Annotated in this window: 25 protein-coding genes; 20 read left to right on the forward strand and 5 right to left on the reverse strand. The window is 53.0% G+C overall.

What is annotated here, in order from left to right:
- Positions 1 to 888: 888 nt before the first annotated feature.
- The 10 genes from DK872_RS10975 (at position 889) to hybG (ending at position 9652) form a co-directional block, all read left to right on the forward strand.
- Positions 889 to 2538 (forward strand): methyl-accepting chemotaxis protein, encoded by a 1650-nt coding sequence (locus tag DK872_RS10975; protein WP_007370141.1) that lies wholly within the window; start codon positions 889 to 891, stop codon positions 2536 to 2538.
- A 65-nt stretch (positions 2539 to 2603) separates the two neighbouring features.
- On the forward strand, positions 2604 to 2891 hold the full coding sequence (locus DK872_RS10980) for a DUF2623 family protein (protein ID WP_035889649.1): 288 nt from the start codon (positions 2604 to 2606) through the stop codon (positions 2889 to 2891).
- A gap of 241 nt (positions 2892 to 3132) precedes the next feature.
- Complete coding sequence (hybO, locus tag DK872_RS10985) at positions 3133 to 4251, forward strand: hydrogenase 2 small subunit (RefSeq protein WP_007370143.1); 1119 nt, start codon at positions 3133 to 3135, stop codon at positions 4249 to 4251.
- 2 nt (positions 4252 to 4253) lie between these two features.
- The gene (gene hybA / locus DK872_RS10990; RefSeq protein ID WP_007370144.1) at positions 4254 to 5231 is read left to right on the forward strand and encodes a hydrogenase 2 operon protein HybA; all 978 of its coding nucleotides are present in this window, start codon (positions 4254 to 4256) and stop codon (positions 5229 to 5231) included.
- Entirely contained in the window at positions 5221 to 6393 is a 1173-nt protein-coding gene (gene hybB / locus DK872_RS10995) for a Ni/Fe-hydrogenase cytochrome b subunit (RefSeq protein ID WP_161518356.1), read from the forward strand. The genes hybA and hybB overlap by 11 nt, the downstream gene beginning before the upstream one ends.
- Entirely contained in the window at positions 6390 to 8093 is a 1704-nt protein-coding gene (gene hybC, locus DK872_RS11000) for a hydrogenase 2 large subunit (RefSeq protein ID WP_071921521.1), read from the forward strand. Before hybB ends, hybC begins: the two co-directional genes overlap by 4 nt.
- Complete coding sequence (locus tag DK872_RS11005; protein ID WP_071921520.1) at positions 8093 to 8590, forward strand: HyaD/HybD family hydrogenase maturation endopeptidase; 498 nt, start codon at positions 8093 to 8095, stop codon at positions 8588 to 8590. The genes hybC and DK872_RS11005 overlap by 1 nt, the downstream gene beginning before the upstream one ends.
- Positions 8580 to 9062, forward strand: a complete 483-nt coding sequence (hybE, locus tag DK872_RS11010) for a hydrogenase-2 assembly chaperone (protein ID WP_071921519.1) — start codon at positions 8580 to 8582, stop codon at positions 9060 to 9062. Before DK872_RS11005 ends, hybE begins: the two co-directional genes overlap by 11 nt.
- The gene (hypA, locus tag DK872_RS11015; RefSeq protein ID WP_007370149.1) at positions 9055 to 9393 is read left to right on the forward strand and encodes a hydrogenase maturation nickel metallochaperone HypA; all 339 of its coding nucleotides are present in this window, start codon (positions 9055 to 9057) and stop codon (positions 9391 to 9393) included. Before hybE ends, hypA begins: the two co-directional genes overlap by 8 nt.
- A 7-nt stretch (positions 9394 to 9400) precedes the next feature.
- Complete coding sequence (hybG, locus tag DK872_RS11020; protein WP_007370150.1) at positions 9401 to 9652, forward strand: hydrogenase maturation factor HybG; 252 nt, start codon at positions 9401 to 9403, stop codon at positions 9650 to 9652.
- Positions 9653 to 9685: 33 nt separating this feature from the next.
- Here the strand turns inward: hybG and yghU are convergent, their stop codons facing one another.
- Positions 9686 to 10549, reverse strand: coding sequence for a glutathione-dependent disulfide-bond oxidoreductase (gene yghU / locus DK872_RS11025; RefSeq protein WP_161518357.1), 864 nt, complete (start codon positions 10547 to 10549; stop codon positions 9686 to 9688).
- A gap of 63 nt (positions 10550 to 10612) precedes the next feature.
- Positions 10613 to 11170: a thioredoxin domain-containing protein gene (locus DK872_RS11030; RefSeq protein ID WP_071921518.1), complete on the reverse strand. Its 558-nt coding sequence runs from the start codon at positions 11168 to 11170 to the stop codon at positions 10613 to 10615.
- Positions 11171 to 11579: 409 nt separating this feature from the next.
- On the opposite strand from DK872_RS11030, the gene DK872_RS11035 reads away from it, so the two are divergent.
- Positions 11580 to 12071, forward strand: a complete 492-nt coding sequence (locus DK872_RS11035; RefSeq protein ID WP_227136372.1) for a hypothetical protein — start codon at positions 11580 to 11582, stop codon at positions 12069 to 12071.
- A gap of 347 nt (positions 12072 to 12418) precedes the next feature.
- Here the strand turns inward: DK872_RS11035 and DK872_RS11040 are convergent, their stop codons facing one another.
- On the reverse strand, positions 12419 to 12655 hold the full coding sequence (locus DK872_RS11040) for a hypothetical protein (protein WP_007370154.1): 237 nt from the start codon (positions 12653 to 12655) through the stop codon (positions 12419 to 12421).
- A 341-nt stretch (positions 12656 to 12996) separates the two neighbouring features.
- On the opposite strand from DK872_RS11040, the gene DK872_RS11045 reads away from it, so the two are divergent.
- The 5 genes from DK872_RS11045 (at position 12997) to DK872_RS11065 (ending at position 18119) form a co-directional block, all read left to right on the forward strand.
- Entirely contained in the window at positions 12997 to 14013 is a 1017-nt protein-coding gene (locus tag DK872_RS11045; protein WP_007370155.1) for an iron ABC transporter substrate-binding protein, read from the forward strand.
- Between the two features lie 22 nt (positions 14014 to 14035).
- Positions 14036 to 15610, forward strand: coding sequence for an iron ABC transporter permease (locus DK872_RS11050; protein ID WP_161518358.1), 1575 nt, complete (start codon positions 14036 to 14038; stop codon positions 15608 to 15610).
- A gap of 1 nt (position 15611) precedes the next feature.
- Positions 15612 to 16646: an ABC transporter ATP-binding protein gene (locus DK872_RS11055; protein WP_035889639.1), complete on the forward strand. Its 1035-nt coding sequence runs from the start codon at positions 15612 to 15614 to the stop codon at positions 16644 to 16646.
- 244 nt (positions 16647 to 16890) lie between these two features.
- Positions 16891 to 17034, forward strand: a complete 144-nt coding sequence (locus DK872_RS11060) for a hypothetical protein (RefSeq protein ID WP_007370159.1) — start codon at positions 16891 to 16893, stop codon at positions 17032 to 17034.
- A complete protein-coding gene (locus tag DK872_RS11065; RefSeq protein ID WP_079517341.1) occupies positions 17034 to 18119 on the forward strand; it encodes a pectinesterase family protein in 1086 nt (361 codons plus the stop codon). Before DK872_RS11060 ends, DK872_RS11065 begins: the two co-directional genes overlap by 1 nt.
- A 42-nt stretch (positions 18120 to 18161) precedes the next feature.
- Here the strand turns inward: DK872_RS11065 and DK872_RS11070 are convergent, their stop codons facing one another.
- Positions 18162 to 18749, reverse strand: a complete 588-nt coding sequence (locus DK872_RS11070; protein ID WP_007370161.1) for a flavin reductase family protein — start codon at positions 18747 to 18749, stop codon at positions 18162 to 18164.
- A gap of 212 nt (positions 18750 to 18961) precedes the next feature.
- On the opposite strand from DK872_RS11070, the gene DK872_RS11075 reads away from it, so the two are divergent.
- From DK872_RS11075 to DK872_RS11085, 3 genes are read left to right on the forward strand one after another with little or no spacing between them, the layout of a single operon-like run.
- On the forward strand, positions 18962 to 19294 hold the full coding sequence (locus DK872_RS11075) for a DUF1971 domain-containing protein (protein WP_035889637.1): 333 nt from the start codon (positions 18962 to 18964) through the stop codon (positions 19292 to 19294).
- Between the two features lie 10 nt (positions 19295 to 19304).
- Positions 19305 to 19634: a DUF1869 domain-containing protein gene (locus DK872_RS11080; protein WP_161518403.1), complete on the forward strand. Its 330-nt coding sequence runs from the start codon at positions 19305 to 19307 to the stop codon at positions 19632 to 19634.
- A 23-nt stretch (positions 19635 to 19657) separates the two neighbouring features.
- A complete protein-coding gene (locus DK872_RS11085) occupies positions 19658 to 20014 on the forward strand; it encodes a DUF1971 domain-containing protein (RefSeq protein ID WP_072439397.1) in 357 nt (118 codons plus the stop codon).
- Positions 20015 to 20049: 35 nt separating this feature from the next.
- Here DK872_RS11085 and DK872_RS11090 read toward each other — a convergent pair whose 3' ends face one another.
- On the reverse strand, positions 20050 to 20922 hold the full coding sequence (locus tag DK872_RS11090; protein WP_007370165.1) for a LysR family transcriptional regulator: 873 nt from the start codon (positions 20920 to 20922) through the stop codon (positions 20050 to 20052).
- 107 nt (positions 20923 to 21029) lie between these two features.
- Here DK872_RS11090 and budA point away from each other — a divergent pair, with 107 nt between their 5' ends.
- Positions 21030 to 21809, forward strand: a complete 780-nt coding sequence (budA, locus tag DK872_RS11095; protein WP_090397809.1) for an acetolactate decarboxylase — start codon at positions 21030 to 21032, stop codon at positions 21807 to 21809.
- Positions 21810 to 21818 lie beyond the last annotated feature (9 nt).

The raw sequence follows: 21818 nt of genomic DNA on the forward strand, positions 1-21818 counted from the left end.
CGATTTTTATGCTGTTAAGTGGCGAATGACACATTCTGTAAAGATAATGGCGCATTTTTATTATCCGGTTTGCAAGTAAAACTGCGCTATTAATTTACGTTAGGTGCTCTCGTTCTTCTGCGAAAATTCCTGGATAAATGTCTGCGAAAAATCTTTCGGGCGAAATGCCAGTGAGCGATCGGAAATAGCACGGATGCCGCGCTGAATATAAATATTTCTTCTCGCTGCGGCTGAAACCGGGCGTATGATAGCGTTCGTAAGTTCACTGCTGTATCGCTTCAGGCCTGTATTCATGCGGCTTACGGCGATGTTTCCGCGTCAGTAAGTGTGTAAAAACATCACAATGGTCAGAATGATAAATAATTAGTTAACCATACTTAAAATAAATTTTAATACTCCTTAATCATCATTTTTATTTGTTGTAAAAAACCTTTTTCCATTATTAATGGCATTATTTTCCTGCGTTTTTTTATTCATTTTTTAACTTTTTAAAAATTCTTATTTTAACTTTAGGTAACATTTTAATTTTTCTTTTTTTATATATAAGCTAGGGAATTCTCTTTTCCATCTTATTAATTAAAGATTTTTAAATCATTACCTAAAGGAATAATTAGCTGATTAATTTTTATTTTCATTTTGTTAAAAAACAATAGGTTATGTTTATTTATTGTAAATAAATGCCGTGGTGATGACAACGATTAATAACCCAATGATGAGACAGAATAAGATTCTGTACGGCCCCGATGCAGGCTGACGAAAAAAGAGAAGGGTGAAATTTTTTTTATCATTTTTTTCACTTTTACCATGCAGAATTTTCTTGTCCATGCCGATAACGGAGATAACTCTCGCCCGCAGGCGAGAATGTACCTTCACCGCAAGGATAATATTATGAGTATGCTTCGTAACTTTACTATACGAGCCGTTATGCTGGCGATCCTCGGGATCTTCGGTCTGCTGTGGTCAGGCGTTGGTTTGTATAGCGTTTTTTCTCTGTCAAAAGTGGCCGACGGTAATGAGGTAGATCGCCAGTTAGTGTCACAGATGACTCTGCTTAGCCAGGGCAATGATCAGTACTTTCGGTTTGTGACTCGTCTCAGTCGCGTGATGGAAGCCAAAGCTGCGGGTGGCTCGCCGGATATGGCGCCGGTTCAACAGGCGCTGGACAATATGACCCGTTATCTGGCGGCGTTTAAAGCGATTTCACCAGGGCCGATAGATGCGAAAATCTCTGAACAAGTGATCAGTAACTGGCAGGCGCTGCTGGAGCAGGGGATCACGCCGCAATTTCAACTGGCGCAGCAGGGAACATCTGACGCTTATCGCCAGCAAGCGAATAATGTTACGCCGGGTTTAAGCCGCAGCTTTGGTTCAGCGACGGAAAACTTTAATAAAGCCGCGGGTGAGATGCTCGATCAGACGCGCGTTGTCGTTGATAGCCAGACGAAAACTACTCGCGTGGCAATTATTTCAGCGATGGTGATTGGCCTGTTGATCCTGCTCTTTACCGACCGCTATCTGGTCAACATGCTGGTGCGCCCGCTGGATCGTATCCGTGCGCATTTCACGGTGATGGCGCAGGGCGATCTCAGCCAGCCGCTGGAAGATTTTGGTCGTAACTGCGTCGGCAAAGTCGTGCCGCTGTTGCTGGCAATGCAGGATAGCCTGCGTGAAGCGGTTAGCAGTATCCGCAACGGTAGCGAAAATATCTGGCGCGGGGCGAGCGAGATCTCTTCCGGCAATAATGATCTCTCTTCCCGTACCGAAGAACAGGCTGCCGCGCTGGAGCAGACGGCAGCCAGCATGGAAGAACTGACTTCAACGGTCAAACTGAATGCGGATAACGCCAGTCAGGCCAGCCAACTGGCGGAAGTGGCGTCAGCCACCGCCAGTAAAGGCGGCGCGCTGGTTAAAGACGTTATCAGCACGATGGATGGTATTTCCGGTAGCTCGAAGAAAATTGCTGAGATCACCACTGTCATTAACAGCATTGCCTTCCAGACGAACATTCTGGCGCTGAACGCTGCGGTTGAAGCGGCGCGCGCAGGTGAGCAAGGGCGTGGCTTTGCCGTTGTCGCCGGGGAAGTCCGTAATCTTGCCAGCCGCAGTGCGGGCGCGGCGAAAGAGATCGAAACGCTGATCGCCGATTCAGTAAGCCGCGTCGAGAAAGGGGCACAACTGGTTAATGACACCGGCACCACCATGGAAAGTATCCTTAAGGCCGTGACCGAAGTGACCACCATTATGAAAGAAATTGCCTCGGCCTCTGCAGAGCAGAGTAAAGGTATCTCTCAGGTGGGCGTCGCGATCAGCCAGATGGATAGCGTCACGCAGCAGAACGCCTCGCTGGTGGAGCAGATCTCTGCGGCAGCGGCGGCGCTGGAGCGCCAGACAGAAGAGCTGCAACGTTCTGTTCAGAAGTTCCGTCTTTCCAGTAACGAGCAGCATAACCCTGCGACGACAGCGCTGGTAAAACCGGATTTGTCGCGCAAAACTACTTCTAAATCTGCCGCATCGTCGGATGAATGGGTGGCGTTTTAATCAGCGCTATCCCCCCGCAACAGATCGTTATATAATTTTTTATATAGCGATTGGGGGTGATAACGATGGAAAACCATTTTGGTAAAGGTTTAATGGCCGGGCTGAATGCAGCGCAGGCGGATAGCGCCAGCAATGTGGCGCATTTCTGCCCGGACTATAAGCGGGGTTTTGTCCTTGGGTTTTCGCACCGCATGTTTGAAAAGACAGGCGATCGACAGCTCAGCGCGTGGGAAGCAGGTATTCTCACTCGCCGCTACGGGCTGGATAAAGAGATGGTGATGGACTTCTTTCGGGAAAGTCACTCAAGCATAGTGCTCCGATTTTTTATGGCGGGATACCGCCTCGAAACATAACAATACGCTTCGCTCAATATGTAGTTCTCTTTTGTGAAGGTCACTTTTGTCGAGGGTGACTTTCATTTTTTTTGTTCATTTGTGCCCTAATACCCCTACGCTGAGTCCGTGTACTGTAATCCCCGTCTCATTTTTGCATAATGCCCCTGTTTTTTATGTGCTTAATTGTCGGAGCGATCGCAGCACTCTTCTTCCTGTTGGATGGAGAATATTCTTAGTTCGGGCTGAGGAATAAAAATAAATGGCAGGAGATAATTTACATTTAGCATCCCAGGGTGTGAGTCGTCGTGATTTTATGAAGCTGTGTGCCGCGCTGGCGGCCACGATGGGACTGAGCGGCAAAGCGGCAGCAGAGATGGCAGAAGCCATCAGCCATCCGCAACGTCCTCCGGTTGTCTGGATTGGTGCGCAGGAGTGCACCGGATGTACCGAATCGTTGCTTCGCGCCACTCATCCCACCGTTGAAAACCTTGTGCTGGAAACCATTTCGCTGGAGTACCACGAAGTGCTTTCCGCCGCGTTCGGGCATCAGGCCGAAGAGAACAAACACCATGCGCTGGAGCAGTATAAAGGCCAGTACGTGCTGGTGGTTGACGGCTCCATTCCGATGAAAGACGGCGGCATTTACTGCATGGTGGCCGGCGAGCCTATTGTTGACCATATTCGCAAGGCGGCAGAAAACGCAGCCGCTATTATTGCGATCGGTTCCTGCGCCGCCTGGGGCGGTGTGGCGGCGGCAGGTGTGAATCCTACCGGCGCGGTCAGTTTGCAGGCGGTGTTGCCGGGGAAAACGGTGATTAATATTCCTGGCTGTCCGCCGAACCCACAGAATTTCCTTGCTACCGTGGCGCATCTCATCACCTTTGGCAAACCTCCGGCGCTGGACAGCAAAAACCGGCCCGCGTTTGCTTACGGGCGCTTGATCCACGAACACTGCGAACGCCGTCCGCACTTCGATGCCGGGCGTTTTGCGAAAGAGTTCGGCGATGCCGGGCACCGGCAGGGCTGGTGTCTTTATCACCTCGGCTGTAAAGGACCGGAAACCTGGGGCAACTGCTCGACGTTACAGTTCTGCGATGTCGGCGGCGCATGGCCAGTTGCTATTGGTCACCCTTGTTACGGCTGTAATGAAGAAGGCGTTGGCTTTCATAAAGGCATCTCTCAGCTTGCTCATGTCGAAAATCCAACACCGCGCGCTGAAAAACCTGACGTGCAACTGAAAGAGGGCGGCACGGTGTCAGCAACGGCCGTCGGTCTGCTGGGTGGCGTAGTCGGTCTGGTGGCGGGCGTTGGCGTGATGACGGTGCGCGAGCTGGGACGGCAACAGAAGAAAAACGACGCTGATTCGCAGGGAGAATAGCCGTGAACAGACGTGATTTTCTCAAAGTAGCGTCCGGCGGGGCGCTGCTGGTGGGGGGATCGTCCGCCAGTTTTGCCGCTGCGCAAAACCGGCCGCCGATCCCCGGAGCGCTGGGAATGCTATATGACTCGACGCTCTGTGTCGGCTGCCAGGCCTGCGTCTCACGCTGCCAGGCGATCAACTCGCCGGTGCCTAATCCGCAGGGTGAACAAACCTGGTCGAACAACGACAAACTCTCTCCTTATACCAACAACATTATTCAGGTCTGGCACAGCGGTAACGGGCAAAACAAAGACCAGACCGAAAATGGCTATGCCTACATCAAAAAGCAGTGCATGCACTGTGTGGATGCCAACTGCGTGTCGGTCTGCCCGGTACAGGCGCTGAAGAAAGACGCTGTCACCGGCATTGTTCATTACAACCCGGATGTCTGTACCGGCTGCCGCTACTGTATGGTCGCCTGTCCTTTCGACGTGCCGAAATATGATTACGACAACCCGTTCGGCCAGATCCACAAATGCCAGCTCTGCAATCAGAAAGGCGTCGAACGTCTTGATAAAGGCGAGCTTCCCGGCTGCGTGGAAGTTTGCCCGGCAGGGGCGGTGATTTACGGCACCCGCGAGGAGTTACTGGCCGAAGCCAAAAAACGCCTCACGCTGAAGCCGGGTTCCGAATATCGCTATCCCCGCCAGACGCTGCATGCCGACGATGTTTACCTTCACGATGTCCCGCACTACTACCCGCACTTGTACGGCGAGAAAGAGGGCGGCGGCACACAGGTGCTGGTGCTGACAGGCGTGCCTTATACGGATCTTGGTTTACCGGCGCTGGACTCCCTGGCGACCGGCGCGCGATCCGAACACGTTCAGCATACGGTGTACAAAGGCATGATGTTGCCGCTGGCGGTGCTGGCAGGTCTGACGGCGCTGGTACGGCGTAATACAAAGGCGCACCACGAGGAGGATGACCATGAGTCATGATCCACAAGCCATGGGCGGTAAGCTGCTGAGCAAACCCGTGCTACTGTTCGCCCCGCTGATCGTGCTGTGCGCGATCTTTATTCTCAAACGTCTGATCTTCGGTCTTGGATCGGTCTCCGATCTGAACGGCGGTTATCCGTGGGGGATCTGGATCGCCTTCGACCTGCTGATCGGCACCGGTTTTGCCTGCGGCGGCTGGGCGCTGGCGTGGGCGGTCTATGTCTTCAACCGCGGCGATTACCATCCGCTGGTACGTCCGGCGCTGTTGTGCAGCCTGTTCGGTTACTCGCTGGGTGGGTTATCCATCACTATCGATGTTGGCCGTTACTGGAATCTGCCGTATTTCTATATTCCCGGATACTTCAACGTCAATTCGGTGCTGTTCGAAACGGCAGTCTGTATGACCATCTATATCGGCGTGATGGCGCTGGAATTTGCGCCTGCGCTGCTGGAAAGGCTGGGCTGGAAGGTCTCGCTGCGCCGTCTAAACAAGGTGATGTTTTTTATCATCGCCCTTGGCGCGCTGCTGCCGACGATGCACCAGTCATCGATGGGATCGCTGATGATTGCCGCCGGATACAAAGTCTATCCGCTGTGGCAAAGCTACGAAATGCTGCCGCTCTTCTCACTGCTGACTGCTTTTATTATGGGCTTTTCGATCGTTATCTTTGAAGGCTCCTTAATGCAGGCCAGCCTGCGCGGCAACGGCCCGGATGAGAAGCGCCTGTTCAATAAACTGATGGGCGTGCTAAGCGTCCTGCTGGCGCTGTTCCTGCTGCTGCGCGTCGGTGAAATCAGCTGGCGCGGCAAGTGGCATTACGCATTCGCCGGGGATTTTTACAGCCTGATATTCTGGCTGGAACTGGCACTGCTGGCTTTCCCGCTGCTGGCACTGCGCGTTTCCCGCTGGCGCAATGATTCCCGCGTTCTGTTCCTGGCCGCGCTCAGCATGCTGTTAGGCTGCGCGCTGTGGCGACTCTCCTATTCGCTGCTGGCGTTCAATCCCGGCAACGGATACGGCTACTTCCCGACCGGGGAGGAGCTAATGATCTCTATTGGTTTTGTGGCAATTGAAGTCTGTGCATACATCTTACTCATACGTCTGTTGCCGATTATTCCTCCGTTAAAAACACCTGCGCGACATGAGGCGAGCGAAGCATGAGTCAACGTATCACCATCGATCCGGTGACCCGCATTGAGGGTCATTTACGCATTGATTGCGAAATTGAAAACGGCGTTGTATCAAAGGCCTGGTCATCGGGCACCATGTGGCGCGGAATGGAAGAGATCGTGAAGGATCGCGATCCGCGCGATGCTTGGATCATCATGCAGCGTATTTGTGGTGTTTGTACCACCATTCACGCGATCGCCTCGGTGCGGGCAGTAGAAAGTGCGCTGAAGGTTAATGTGCCGCTGAATGCGCAGTACATCCGCAATATCATTCTTGCCGCGCACTCGATCCACGATCACATCGTCCATTTTTATCAGCTCTCGGCGCTCGACTGGGTGGATATCACCTCGGCGTTGCAGGCCGATCCGGCAAAAGCCGCCGCGCTGCTGAAAGGGATCTCTGACTGGCCGCTGAATAGCGAAGGCGAGTTCAAAGCGGTGCAGGATAAGATCAAAGCGCTGGTTGCCAGCGGCCAGTTGGGTATTTTTGCCAACGGTTACTGGGGACATCCGGCAATGAAGTTACCGCCGGAAGTGAACCTGATAGCCGTCGCACACTACCTGCAGGCGCTGGAGTGCCAGCGCGATGCTAACCGCATTGTGGCGCTGCTCGGCGGCAAGTCACCGCATATCCAGAATCTGGCGGTCGGCGGTGTCGCCAACCCGATCAACCTCGACGGTATTGAAGTGCTGAACCTTGAACGTCTGATGTACCTGAAGTCGTTTATCGATCGCCTCGAAGGCTTTATTGAACAGGTTTATAAAGTCGATACCGCTGTCATTGCTGCGTTCTATCCCGAGTGGTTGTCGCTCGGCAAAGGCGCGGTAAATTACCTCAGTACGCCGGAATTCCCCACCGATGCGAAAAATGGCAGCTTCCTGTTCCCCGGCGGTTATATCGAAAACGCCGATCTCAGCACTTTCCGGGCGATCACCACCGGTGACGATCCGTTTATGGTGAAAGGGATCCAGGAGAGCGCAAAACACGCGTGGTACAAAGACGAGGCGCCACAGGAGCCGTGGCAGGGCACGACATTACCGCAGTACACCGGCTGGCAGGAAGAGGGCAAATATTCCTGGGTGAAATCGCCCACCTTTTACGGCAAAACGGTGGAGGTTGGTCCGCTGGCTAATATGCTCTGCAAACTGGCGGCGAAGCACGAAACCACGGCGACGAAGCTGAATGATATTGTCGCTATCTACCAGAAACTGACCGGCAAAACGATCGCCGTGGCGCAGCTACATTCAACGCTGGGGCGCATTATTGGCCGCACCGTTCACGCCTGCGAACTGCACGGCGTGTTGCAAAATCAGTATCAGGCTCTGATCGATAATATCGGCAAAGGCGACATGCAAACCTATGCGAAAACCGACATTCCGCAGAGCGGCGAGTTTAAAGGCGTCGGCTTTCTGGAAGCGCCGCGCGGCATGCTTTCCCACTGGGTGGTGATCAAAGACGGTAAAATCGCCAACTATCAGGCGGTTGTGCCCTCGACCTGGAATGCCGGGCCGCGCAACTTTAATGATGATGCCGGGCCGTACGAACTGTCGCTGGTGGGCACGCCGGTTGCGGACGTGCAAAAACCGCTGGAAGTGGTGCGCACCGTGCATTCGTTCGATCCCTGCATGTCCTGCGCAGTGCATGTGCTGGACGCGGATGGCAACGACGTTGTGTCGGTGAAGGTACTGTGATGTCGATTTTAGTGCTGGGCGTCGGCAACATTTTATTGACCGACGAAGCGATTGGCGTACGGGTTGTGGAGGCGCTGGCGCAGCGCTTCCATCTGCCGGAAGACGTTGAAGCGCTGGATGGTGGTACCGCCGGAATGGAATTGCTCGACGCGATGGCTAACCGCGATCACCTGATTATTGCCGACGCGATCGTCAGCCGGAAAAGCGAGCCTGGAAGGGTCGTCATCCTGCGTGATGACGAAGTGCCGACGCTGTTCAGCAATAAAATTTCCCCGCACCAGTTGGGGCTGGCGGACGTACTGTCGGCACTGCGTTTTACCGGTGAGTTTCCGGCGAAACTGACGCTGATTGGCGTTACGCCAGCCTCGCTGGAGCCGCATATCGGCATGACGCCAATCGTGGAAGCCAGCCTTGATAGCGCGCTGGCGGCGGTGATTGACGCGTTAGCTGAATCCGGCGTTGTGCTGACGCCACGGGAGACTGCTCATGCACAATGATGAATTACCAGGATTTGACGTTTCGCCGCACCGCGAAGTGCAGCAGGCTTTTAAGGCGATTGCCGCCCATGAAATGCAGGGGCTGCCGTTTGTGCACCCGCAAATGGACGTGTACGCCACGCCATTTACTCTGTTTGAAAACCAGTGGCTTGGCTGCGTGTTGACGCCGTGGATGCTGAGTTTGCACATCTATCCCGGCCCGCAGCAATGCTGGCCGGTGCGGCGCGTCAGCGAGCGGCTGGGGTTGCAACTGCCCTACGGCGAGATGACTTTTTCCGTTGGCGAATTACCGGCGCTGGGGCAGTACCTGAGTTGTTCCTTGATGTCGCCATTAACGCCCGATCTCAGTCCGCAACAGGGCGTACAACTGGCGGATAACTGCCTGAAGATGGCGCTCTCGCTACCAGTAACGGATGCCAGCTTGAGCCGCCGCGCGCTGCTGTTCGGCCAGCGAGGCGCGCAGCATGCATGAGTTATCGCTGTGCCAGAATGCGGTGGAAATTATCGAACAGCAGGCGAAGCAGCATGGCGCGCAGCGCGTGACCGGCGTCTGGCTGGAAATCGGCGCGCTGGCCTGTATCGAAGAGAGCGCCCTGCGGTTCGGTTTCGATATTGCCTGTCGCGATACGCTGGCACAGGGGTGCGCGCTGCATATCATCCATAAACCCGCGCAAGCGTGGTGCTGGAACTGTAGCGCGTCGGTAGAGATCACCCGGCACGACGAGTGCCCGCGCTGTCACTGCCCGACGTTGCATATTGAGCACAGCGACGGCGTGCAGATCAAAAGTATTGAAGTGGAGTAAGACAACGATGTGTATAGGCGTACCGGGCCAGGTGGTGGCCGTTGGCGAAGATTTTCATCAACTGGCGCAGGTCGATGTGTGTGGTGTGCGTCGCGACGTTAATATCGCGCTGGTGTGCGAAGAATCGCCACAGCAATTGCTCGGCCAGTGGGTGCTGGTACATGTCGGTTTTGCTATGAGCATTATTGATGAGCAGGAGGCGCTGGCGACGCTTGCGGCGCTTCGGCAAATGGAGAGCGACGAGCTGGCGGCGGGATAAGAAACCGGGCGGCATTCCACCCGGTGTGGAAGATTAGGCGTTGCGTTTATCTTCGGTCTGCGTATCGAAATCGCTGGCGTCATGGCGCTCGTGCAACTGCTCGTTCGGCGCGCCGAACGTACGGTTAACGATGCGACCGCGTTTCACTGCCGGGCGGGCGAAAATCTCCTGTGCCCAGCGCTGCACATTTTTGTAGCTGCCCGCATCGAGGAATTCGGCGGCGTCATACACATTGCCAAGTACCACGTTGCCGTACCACGGCCAAATCGCCATATCGGCAATGGTGTACTCATCACCCGCGATGAATTTATGGTTGGCCAGTTGTTTATCCAGCACGTCCAGCTGGCGTTTGGCTTCCATGGTAAAGCGGTTGATGGCGTACTCAATTTTAACCGGCGCATAGTTGTAGAAGTGGCCAAAACCGCCGCCGAGGAATGGCGCAGAGCCTTGTAACCAGAACAACCAGTTCAACGTTTCTGCGCGTCCTGCCGGATCTTTTGGCAGGAAGTGGCCGAATTTTTCTGCCAGATACAGCAGGATAGCACCGGATTCAAATACGCGCGTCGGCGGCGTCGTGCTGTGATCGCGCAGCGCCGGGATTTTGGAGTTCGGGTTGACGTCGACAAAACCGCTGGAGAATTGATCCCCTTCGCCGATACGAATCAGCCAGGCGTCGTACTCCGCCTCGCTAACCCCTTTTGCCAGCAGTTCTTCCAGCATGATCGTGACTTTCTGACCATTCGGCGTGCCGAGCGAATAGAGCTGGAGCGGATGTTTGCCCACCGGCAATGTTTTGTCGTGCGTCGGGCCGGAAACCGGGCGGTTGATATTCGCGAAAGCGCCGCCGCTGGATTTATCCCACGTCCAGACCTTCGGTGGCTGGTAGTTGTCTGACATTTTGGTCCGCCTTTTCGTTGATGTGTTGAAGTTCAGGTTAAGTGAGTATAAATGGTTGCGGGTTCAGGCAAGGATGCGCTGCGCCCAGACACTGATATCATCACCGCTGCCAAGATCGGCCTGCACCAGCCCATTGACCATAAAGGTTGGGGAAACATGAATGCCGTTCTGGCGCGCATATTTGCAGTGCCATTTGATTTCGGTTTGCAGCTCCGGACGGGCAAAAGCGTCTGCCAGTTTCACGCCACTGTAGTTTTCAATGCGCTCAATAATCTGCTGCGGTGTGGCATCCATATTCGGGCCGCTGCAATGATCCGTAAATTCAAACTCTTCACGATGATCGGCAACTGCACGCAGTACCTTATGCGCGGCGTTTTTGCCTTCGGGCAGCGTCGAAGCCGCGAGGATACAGCGCACAATCACACCAGAGAAGAGATGCCAGGGCTGTGATTGCAGGCGAATTTTGACCGTCACGTTCTCTTCGCCGACAGTTTCTAACAGCGCTTCCAGTTTGTTAAACGCCCGGACGGAGAAGGGGCAGGTGGGTTCGATAAAGATCTCGAAAGTTCGGGGGCCGTGGCCCCAGCTTAGCGGTGCGGCATGTAAAGGTTGTTGACTCATGGTCACTCCTGCTGTTTTTCATTTTGTGAGAGTTTGAGAGTAGCAGCATGCCGCAGACGCGGGGAGTTCGTTTTGCGTCGGATGCGGTTATCGTGCGGTGTTCGACGGTCGTAGCATTTCCACACGCGAACGTTTTAACAATAAGAAATAAATACTGCTGTAATGTGCATAATTAATTTTTAAGAGACGACTTAAATAATATTTAACTTAGTAACTTCACCTTAACGTAAATTATTATATTATTGATCTGTATTTGCTTATTTAAATTTTGTCTGTAGCGCTGATTATTTCATCATTATTTGTTATTAATCCGTTTCTCTCTGCTGTCGATAATCGTTATGAGGGTTTTTTTTCGACTCAGATCGGAGGAGTCATTAGCGGATTATCTGGGTAACCATCAGCGGAGATAATGATGCAGGAGATTCAGGCGATTCAGGCAACCACGCACCTTGCCAATGCAACACAAGAAAGTACGGCGGCCAAAGCCGATCCACACACCACCAGTGAAAGCGGAGCGGGTAACAAATCTCATCAGGATGAAAGTACTAAAGTGACGCTCTCCAGCCGCGCCGAAAGCCATAAAGAGGCGAAGGCTATAAAGGCGGAGCAGCAGCTCGCAGAAAAGAAAGAAGTCGAAAATCATCAAATTGATTATTCGCTGGCGATGACCGGCATTCCGCAATTTGGTGGACGTCTGGTAACGGTTGTTAAATATCCTGACGGTAGTACGGAAATGATTGACGCCTTTTCCGGCAAAAAAGTAACACAACAGGAACTGGACATCGCCCGGGCCGAGAAAGAAAACAGCGAATATGTGCAACGCAAGCAGGAAGCCAAAAAAGTCGCGCAGGAAGTGCAGACATTCACGCCTGGAGAATCGCAGCCAACGGATCTGGAATAATCCTCTGGCGGTAAATTTGTAATAAAGGCGAAGGCTATTCAGAATTTATCCATAAAATATATCTTATATGTTATGGGTGGCCTGAGCTGAATATCATAGCTGTGTTGTTGTGTATTTAGTTTAAGTCAGTATCGGTGCCATTTTGCTTCAGCAATTTAATGCTGAGGATTGCGGCTGTCTGGCGTTTTGCTGCGAGAGAGGGCACATCGCTGCCGTTTTTGGGACGACAGAATGCGCCATTTACTTAGCATGCTTAATATTGGCTTTATGAGGAATTTGCCGGGATAAACGGTGGGTTATTATGATGAAGATGAGTGGTACAGCCACATTAATTATGTGGTTAATTTCTACGGTATCTGGCGTTTGGTTTTGTTGTGTTTTTCTTTGTAGTCGGCAATTGCCTGATTGATGTTTTCTGTTTCGATAACATCGACCTTTTCATCATTAAAGAACACTTCATAGTGGCCGGATACATATTTAAAAGTGAAAATTTTCCCCTGATAGCGAACGCGTCTCTCCTTCACCGACAAGCCTCTGCTGCGCATAGCCACTTTTGCCATTGTATCTATCTTTTTATTTTTCATAGCTATTTTCTTTACCTTTTCAGGCTGTTATGCGATGCCTGTATTTTATTCCGCGTGTTCAGGTGCTAATTTGTTATCCTCTCAAAGAAAATCAACAGTTGCCAGAACCTCATGCTTAATAATAGATGAAATATTTCTGCGTAACTTAAGGTTGTCTTAATCTTAAGAATATCCTGTAGTTAATAACTGGAGGATTAATTTAGTTAACCACATTTTTATGGGATTTAATTTCGAAACGCTCTTTTTGATAATTATTTCGATTCTCATTTCACCTTTGCTAGTATTAAACTTCTGGCGGCTCGCATGCGCTGACTATTACACTTATTTTAAAAGGAATGAGGATGAAGAATCGCTTTTTGCCGTTCTGTTCAATCGCACTGGTCATCTCTTCGGTTTTCGCCGCGTCTGCGGCATCTGCCGCCAATAACGACGACGGGATCGTGGTGTACAACGCGCAGCACGAAAACCTGACAAAATCCTGGGTTGATGAATTCACCAAAGAAACGGGTATTAAAGTGACGCTGCGTAACGGTGGCGACACGGAACTGGGCAACCAGCTTGTTCAGGAAGGAAAGGTTTCTCCTGCTGATGTCTTCCTCACCGAAAACTCACCAGCAATGACGCTGGTCGATAATGCCAACCTGTTCGCGCCGCTGGATGCCGATACCCTGAAGCAGGTGCCGGCGCAGTTCCGCCCGGCGCATGGCCGCTGGATCGGTATTGCCGCGCGCAGCACGGTGTTTGTTTATAACCCGACAAAAATCAGCGCGGCTCAGCTTCCGGCATCGATAATGGATTTAGCCAAACCGGAATGGAAAGGCCGTTGGGCGGCATCTCCGTCAGGCGCAGACTTCCAGGCGATTGTCAGCGCGATGCTCACGCTGAAAGGCGAAAAGGCCACGCTCGACTGGCTGAAAGCCATGAAAACTAATTTCGTGCCTTATAAAGGCAACAGCACCGTCTTAAAAGCGGTGAATGCCGGGCAGATTGATGGCGGCGTTATCTACCACTATTACTACTTTGTTGATCAGGCCAAAACCGGCGAGAACAGCAAAAACACCCAGCTTTACTACTTTAAGCATCAGGATCCGGGCGCTTTCGTCAGCATTTCCGGCGGTGGTGTTTTAGCCTCCAGTAAGCACCAGAAACAGGCGCAGGCCTTCATCAAGTGGATCACCGGTAAAACCGGGCAGGATATGCTGCGTACCAATACCGCTTTTGAATATGCCGTCGGTGCGGGCGCGGCTTCCAACGCGAAATTGGTGCCGCTGAATCAACTGGATGCGCCAAAGGTCGAGCCTTCTGCGCTGAACAGCAAAAAAGTGAGCGAGTTAATGACCGAGGCCGGTCTCCTGTAATTGCGGTATGAATGAGCGTTTTATGTCCAGTTTGAGTCTTCCGGCGACACGCCGCGCGGCCAGCCAAACCGTCCGGCGCCGCCCTTCCGGGGTGCTGGTGGTATTAGCCACTTTTGCGGCACTGCTTGCTTTACTGCCTGTGGGATTTGTTATTGGGGTGGGTATTGATACCGGTTGGCCAACGGTGAAGGCGCTCATTTTTCGCCCGCGTGTTGGCGAGCTGCTCAACAACACCTTTTTGCTGATTGCCTGCGCTGTTCCGGCCTGTGTGGCGGCAGGAATTGCCATGGCCTGGTTGACGGAGCGAACCACGCTGCCTGGGCGACGCGTCTGGTCGCTGCTGGCCATTGCGCCGCTGGCGATCCCGGCGTTTGTGCAAAGTTATGCCTGGGTCAGCGTCGCGCCGGGTTTCAATGGTTTGCCCGCCGCCGTTTTTCTCGCGGTGCTGGCCTATTTTCCCTTTATTTATATGCCGGTAGCCGCCGTATTACGTCGGCTGGATCCGGGTCTTGAAGATGTAGCCGCCTCGCTGGGCACACCGCCGTGGCGCATCTTTTTCCGCGTGGTTTTGCCGCAACTCAAGCTGGCGATTTGCGGCGGCGCGCTGCTGGTTGCGCTGCATTTACTGGCGGAATATGGCCTGTTCGTGATGATCCGTTTTGATACCTTCACCACCGCCATTTATGACCAGTTTCAATCCACCTTTAGCGGTCCGGCTGCCAACATGCTGGCGGGCGTGCTCGCCCTCTGCTGTCTGGCGTTGCTATTACTGGAGACCGCCGCGCGCGGTAAAGCGCGTTATGCTCGCGTCGGCGCAGGCGCGGCGCGTAAACAGCACCGCGTTGTGCTTGGCCGCGGGAGTTCAGCGTGTGGATTCGCGCTGATGCTGGTGATGGCGATCCTTGCGCTCGGTACGCCGATGGTAGTGCTCGCCCGCTGGCTGTGGCTTGGCGGGTTGGCGAACTGGTCCAGCGCCGATTTGTGGCTCTCTTTGCGTCAGACGTTATTTCTGGCATTTTGCGGCGCGCTGCTGACAACGGCATTTGCGCTGCCGACGGCCTGGCTTGCGGTGCGCCATCCGCGTCCGCTGATTCGCGTGCTGGAGGGATGTAACTACGTCACCAGTTCGCTGCCGGGCATTGTTGTCGCGCTGGCGCTGGTCACCGTCACCATTCATTACGCAAGGCCAATCTACCAGACTGAAGTGACGCTGTTTCTGGCGTATATGCTGATGCTGATGCCCAGAGCGCTCATCAATCTGCGCGCCGGGATTGCGCAAGCGCCGGTGGAACTGGAACAGGTGGCGCAAAGCCTTGGTACTTCGCCCGGCAGAGCGCTACTGAGCGTCACGCTGCGGCTGGCGGCTCCTGGTGCTGCGGCGGCTGCAGCGCTGGTCTTTCTCGGTGTCAGCAATGAACTGACCGCCACGCTGCTGCTTTCACCCCTTGGTACTCGCACGCTGGCGACCGGTTTCTGGGCGCTCACCAGCGAGATCGATTATGTTGCGGCCTCACCTTACGCGCTGCTGATGATTTTGATTTCCCTGCCGTTGACCGGCCTTCTTTATAAGCAATCACAAAAACTGTCGGGTCTTTAAGATGTTAGAACTGAGCAATATTTCCAAATCCTTTGGCTCCGCACGTGTGCTGGACAGTGTGAACCTGCTTATTCCTCCCGGCAGCCGTACGGCGATTGTTGGTCCGTCTGGCTCGGGGAAAACCACGTTATTGCGGTTGATTGCCGGGTTTGAGCGGCCGGACAGCGGACAGATAATGATGCACGGAAAGCCGCTATTTGCTGGCGATCAGTTTGTTCCCGCTCATCAACGTAAAATTGGTTTTGTTCCGCAAGAAGGTGCGTTGTTCCCGCATTTGCGCGTCGGGGAAAACATTGCCTGGGGGCTGAGCGGCTCCCGTCATGAGAAGCGTGCGCGCGTGGATGCGTTAATGGCAATGGTGTCGCTGGATAGCAAACTGGCCCAGCGCTGGCCGCATGAGATCTCCGGCGGTCAGCAGCAGCGTGTCGCTCTGGCGCGTGCGCTGGCGCAACAACCGGCGCTGATGCTGCTCGATGAGCCTTTCTCCGCGCTTGATACCGGTTTGCGTGCCGCCACGCGTAAAGCGACGGCAGATTTACTCACTCAGGCGGGTGTGGCGTCGATTCTGGTCACTCACGATCAGAAAGAGGCACTGTCATTCGCCAGCCAGATTGCGGTGATTCGTCACGGGCGCTTTGCCCAGATTGGCTCGCCCTTTGAGGTCTATTCGCAGCCTGCGGATGAAGAAACGGCGCTGTTTTTAGGCGACGCGCTGATTCTGCCAGCCGAGGTGGCGCAAGGGAAAGCGCGCTGCCAGCTTGGCGATATTCTGGTTGATGATGTATCTGCTTCCGGCACGCGGCGCATTATGCTGCGCCCGGAGCAAATCAGCGTTGAGCCGTGCGACAGCGCAGCAGGGCTGCCGCAGGCGCACATTGTGGATATCGATTTCGTGGGTTATCTCTCCGCGCTGACGCTCGCTTTTGCGCATACAGATGAACGCATCACCGTGCAGACCGTTACCCGGCCAGGCTGGTTGCCGGGTATGAAGGTCAATATCCAGATTAACGGCTGCGCGCGCGTGTTTGCTTTGTGATCTCCCGCCCGCTTTGCTCGGGCTTGTTTGCCATCTGTCATATTTTTGAATCTGATCTCAAAACAGTGTTTTTTAATGTGTAAAACTTCGTTTCGTTTTTATCTCTATAATAATTAACACCTTCTTTTAGCCGGATATGCATTGCGCGCTCCGGCATTTTGTTAAGTTCGCATTTTCCAGGAAACAGAAATTTTCAATTACACCGGGCTGTAAGGCCGGGAGGATCTGTTTCAGGAGAATACCTATGCAATACCCTCTGGGATTTACTGCGCTGTTGGGCTGTCTGCCCGTAATGGCAAATGCTGTCACGCTGGTGGCCCGGCAAATTCGCCAGACACCTTCGTTGTGCGTGCTGACTGACACACTGAAAAACGAAGGAGAGTTTTGATGAAGACACTGCGCTATTCCGTGCTGTTGCTGGCCTGTATTGGTGCCAGCCCGTTCGCTGCGCTGGCAGAAGAGTGGAACGCGGTCGTTTCCGCCACACCGCAGGCGGGCGAGTTTGCCACCATCAGCCAGGCGTTGGCCGCTGCGCCGAAAAGCGGTACGCCGTGGCGCATTCTGATCAAAGAGGGACGCTGGAACGAGCGGCTGGTGATTGAAAAACCGGTCACGCTGGTGGGGCAGTCAAAAGATCGGACGCAGATTGAAGCGAATACCCCGGCGGGCGCGCTGGATGCCAGCGGGAAAAAGTGGGGAACCGGGCGTACCAGTACGGTGGAGATCCGCGCCACTGGCGTGACGATCGAGAACCTGACCATCCGCAACAGCTTTGATTTTCCGGCCAATGCCGCGCTGGCGGATACCGATCCGAAAAAACTGAAAGATACGCAGGCGGTAGCGCTGATGATTTCAGAAGGTGCAGATAAGGCACGTTTCCGCCATGTCCGGCTGGAGGGGTATCAGGACACGTTCTACAGCAAAAGCGGCAGCCGCAGTTATTTCACCGATTGTGAAGTTAGCGGTCATGTCGATTTTATCTTTGGCCCTGGCATTGCGGTGTTTGACCGCTGCGACATTATTGCCCGCAACCGCAATGATATCGACCCGCCGTACGGCTATATCACCGCGCCCGCCACCCAACAGGATCAGAAATTTGGCCTGTTTATTATCAACAGTAAATTAAGCAAAGAGCCGGGCGTGCCGGCAAACAGCTTTGCGCTTGGGCGTCCGTGGCATCCAACCACTGAATTCAGTGACGGGCGTTATGCCGATCCGCATGCCATTGGCCTGGCGGCATTTATTCACTGCGAGATTGACGACCATATTTACGGTTGGGACAAAATGTCCGGCAAAGATAAAGCCGGGAATAAAATCTGGTTCAACCCGGAAGATAGCCGTTTTTATGAATCCGACAATCGCGGGCCTGGCGCCGGGCAGGGCGGCGCGCGCTACCAGCTCACGAAGGCGAACGCAGCGCAATACAGCCTGGCTGCGATTTTCGATGGCTGGGATAAAACCCTGCTGGAGTAAATTTTCAGGCATTGCCCCCGGCAACGGGGGCAATTTTCGTTATCAGTTGCCGTATTTAACGTTAAAGCCCAGCGCATCACCGACCGTGTCGTATTCGCGGAAATTAAAAATAAGCGGCTTCCATTGGGTGGAATCGACAATGCCGTTTTCACCTAAGAGTGGGTTTTCTACCCACAGATTGACAATATCCAGCTCGGCGAGAATAAAACGGCCTTTATCGCTGATGGACACTAAACGGCATTCCGCCTGAATCGGGCATTCAGCAATGCGCGGCGGCGCCACGTCAATTGAGGCTTCCGCAGTCAACCCGGCTTTGGCGAATTTATCATGGCAAATTTCCACGCCCCATTTGGTCTGGTTTTCCGACAGCGTATCGCCGCCAGTCAGCCTGCCAACCTGCTCGACTTTCTCCCACAGGGTATGATCGGGAATATTGATGACCGCATCGGAACCGGCAATTAAATTGCTGTGTGTTTTGCTACCTTTACTTATTCCAATAATAATTTTCTCGCCAAGTGAAATTGATGATGAAGCTGCGCAAATATTATTTTTCCCTTCGCTATCTTGCGTTGTGACCATAAAAACGGGAAAGCCGTAATAGAATGAATTGAGTTTTGATTTGCTTTTCATTGTCCCTTTTCTCTTATATTTAAAGCCGTAATGAGACTATTTTTCACCCTGTTGATGGTCTTTTACAATAACCCTTTTTGAGTAGCGAAAATTAGCAAGAAATAACCACTAAAAAAAGTAGTCTACAAATCATAAAAGAGGTATATGATATGCAACATATGCTTTTCCCCCTCCCGGTGAGCTCCGCTTGCTGAGAACTTTGAGGATGAAACATGCAACGTATCACCATACCCGCAAACTATGTTCACACTCGTACGACGCCATTCTGGACGAAAGAAACCGCCCCGGCGTCTATCTGGAAACGCCATCTGGACGCCGGTACCCGGCAGGGTGTTTACCCGCGACTGAGCGTGTCGCAAGGGGCGATCCGCTATAACGGTTACGCGGATGAAACCAGCCCGCAGCCGGTGGAAACCGTGACGATCGATGCCGGGGAATTTGCCGTCTTTCCGCCGGAAAAATGGCACAACATTGAAGCATTAACCGACGACACAATATTTAGCGTCGATTTCTATGTTGACCCGAAAATTTTGCTGGAAGAGTGAGATATTTATCATGACGACTGAAAATAAAGGATATTTTTTAGCGGTTTCTCATTCCGGCAAGCATGAAACGAAAGAAAAAATATGGCTGAAGCCGATGTCGTTATATGTACCGGATGTCGCCGCAGAAGCGGTTGCGGAGCTGACTTCTGGGTTTAGCGAAAATAACAGTGAATATGTTCTGACGGTCACGAACAATAATAATGGCGTTTCTGTTGATAAAGAATTTTCCAGCCTTGAAGCGTTGAAAGATCCGCTTAATGCCGCCGATTCGGTAAAAGAGTTGATTAACATTGTCCGTGGTTACGAATCGGATGAAGAAACCAATGTGTGCGGCTGGTAATACGACACTTCAGGAGGTTCACGATGGCATATCAAATTCCGGTTCACTTCCGCCATACCCGCTCCACGCCTTTCTGGACGAAAGAGACGGTACCGCAGGCGCTGCTCACCCATCACAATACGAAAAAGGGCGTTTATGGCCGTTTATCGGTAATGCAGGGCGCAGTGAAGTATTTCGGTTTTGCCGGTGAGTACGACACCACGCCGGAAGTGGAAGTGGTGATTGAGGCCGGGCACTTTGGCATCAGCCCGCCGCAATACTGGCATCACATTGAATTACTTACCGATGATACGTACTTCAATATCGATTTCTTTGCCGATCCGCACGAAGCGCTGGAAGGAAAAGGGATCGGTCAGGTGGTCAATACGCATCGCCGCTAAATGCCACGCGCCCGGCGCAGACCGGGCGTTTTTGTTCAGAAGTTATCAATAAACCGCTTCACCGCCGGTGAACGCTCGAATTTTCTCCATGCCAGCGCCACGTCTGTTTTCAACACTTCACCTTTGATGCGGTGGAACGTCACCAGCGGATGACTAAAGCAGGACATGGATTGCGGGACAATGGCGAAACCAAATCCTGCGCTGACCATGCTCAGCGATGAAGAAAATTGCGATGCCTGCTGCGGGTGGCTCATATTAATGCCGGCGCGCAGACAGGCGTTGTAAATCAGTTCGTACAGCCCTGGCGCCACCGCCTGCGGGAAGATCACCAAAGGCGTATCACGCAGCTCCGACAGCGCGAGATCGGCTTCATCAGCCAGCGGATGTGAGCGGTGTAACGCAATCAGCATCGGCTCTTCATCAATCAATTTCAGATTAAAGATTTTGCTGTTTTCACAGGGCAGGCGCACAAAAGCGACATCGATCAGCCCTTCATCCAGCTCCTGCATGAGCGTCGCCATATTGTCCTCTTTCTGATGGAGCATGACCTGCGGATAGTCATGCTGAAACTGGCGCAGCACGGCAAAAATGCGGATGTGAAAAGCGTTGGAACTGGTCACGCCGAGATAGAGTTTGCCGTTGATCCCCCGCGCGATACCTTTGGCTTTTTCCAGTGCGGCATCACTTAAGGCGAGGATCTGGCAGGCATCTTCGTAGAAGGCCTCGCCCGCCTCGGTAAGCTCCACACCGCGCGTTAAACGGTGAAATAACGGCGTCCCCACTTCCTGCTCAAGACGGCGAATTTGCTGGCTCAGCGGCGGCTGCGACATGCCCAACATTTCCGCCGCGCGGGTGAAATGTTGCGTCTGCGCAACGGCGACAAAATAGCGTAGATAACGAAGTTCCATATCGAAAACATCTCAAACCTTGATGGTTTGTATATTGGAATCTCTCGCTGAAGCGAGTCAATATTTAATCAGCTTTTCTAAAGGTCTACTCAATGAGGTATTAGAGGATGACTAATCTAAATGATTGTTCCTGCAAAGAAAATTTAAGTGAAACAATTCGTGCTTTTTCTAAAAGCAAACCTGAATGTGTGATATATCAAACATCGCTAATGAGTGCGCTATTAAGTGGGGTTTACGAAGGAAATACCACGATTAAGGATTTACTCAATCACGGCGACTTTGGACTCGGCACGTTTAATGAACTGGATGGCGAACTGATTGCCTTCAACAGCGAAGTCTATCAGTTGCGTGCAGATGGCAGCGCCAGGGAGGCGCGCCCGGATCAAAAAACACCGTTCGCCGTGATGACCTGGTTCCGGCCGAGCTACAGCCAGCAGTTCGATGCTCCCATCAGCCGACAACAACTGCACGAGATCATTGATAAACAGATTCCTTCCGACAACCTCTTTTGCGCCCTGCGCATTGAGGGCCATTTTCGCCACGCGCACACCCGCACCGTGCCGCGTCAGACGCCACCTTATCGGGCAATGACCGACGTGCTCGACGATCAGCCGGTCTTTCGCTTTAACAGCCGCGCGGGCGTATTGGTCGGTTTCCGCACACCGCAGCATATGCAGGGAATCAATGTTGCCGGTTATCACGAACACTTTATTACCGACGATCGACGCGGCGGCGGTCATTTGCTGGATTATCAGTTGGATCACGGCACGTTGACCTTCGGTGAGATTCACAAACTGATGGTTGATTTGCCAGCGGATGAGGCGTTTCTTCAGGCCGATCTGCACCCGGATAATCTCGATGCCGCAATTCGTTCGGTAGAGAGCTGAGACACGGAC

Origin of the sequence: Kosakonia sp. MH5 (assembly GCF_009935945.1) — a bacterium.
Classification (GTDB): domain Bacteria; phylum Pseudomonadota; class Gammaproteobacteria; order Enterobacterales; family Enterobacteriaceae; genus Kosakonia; species Kosakonia radicincitans.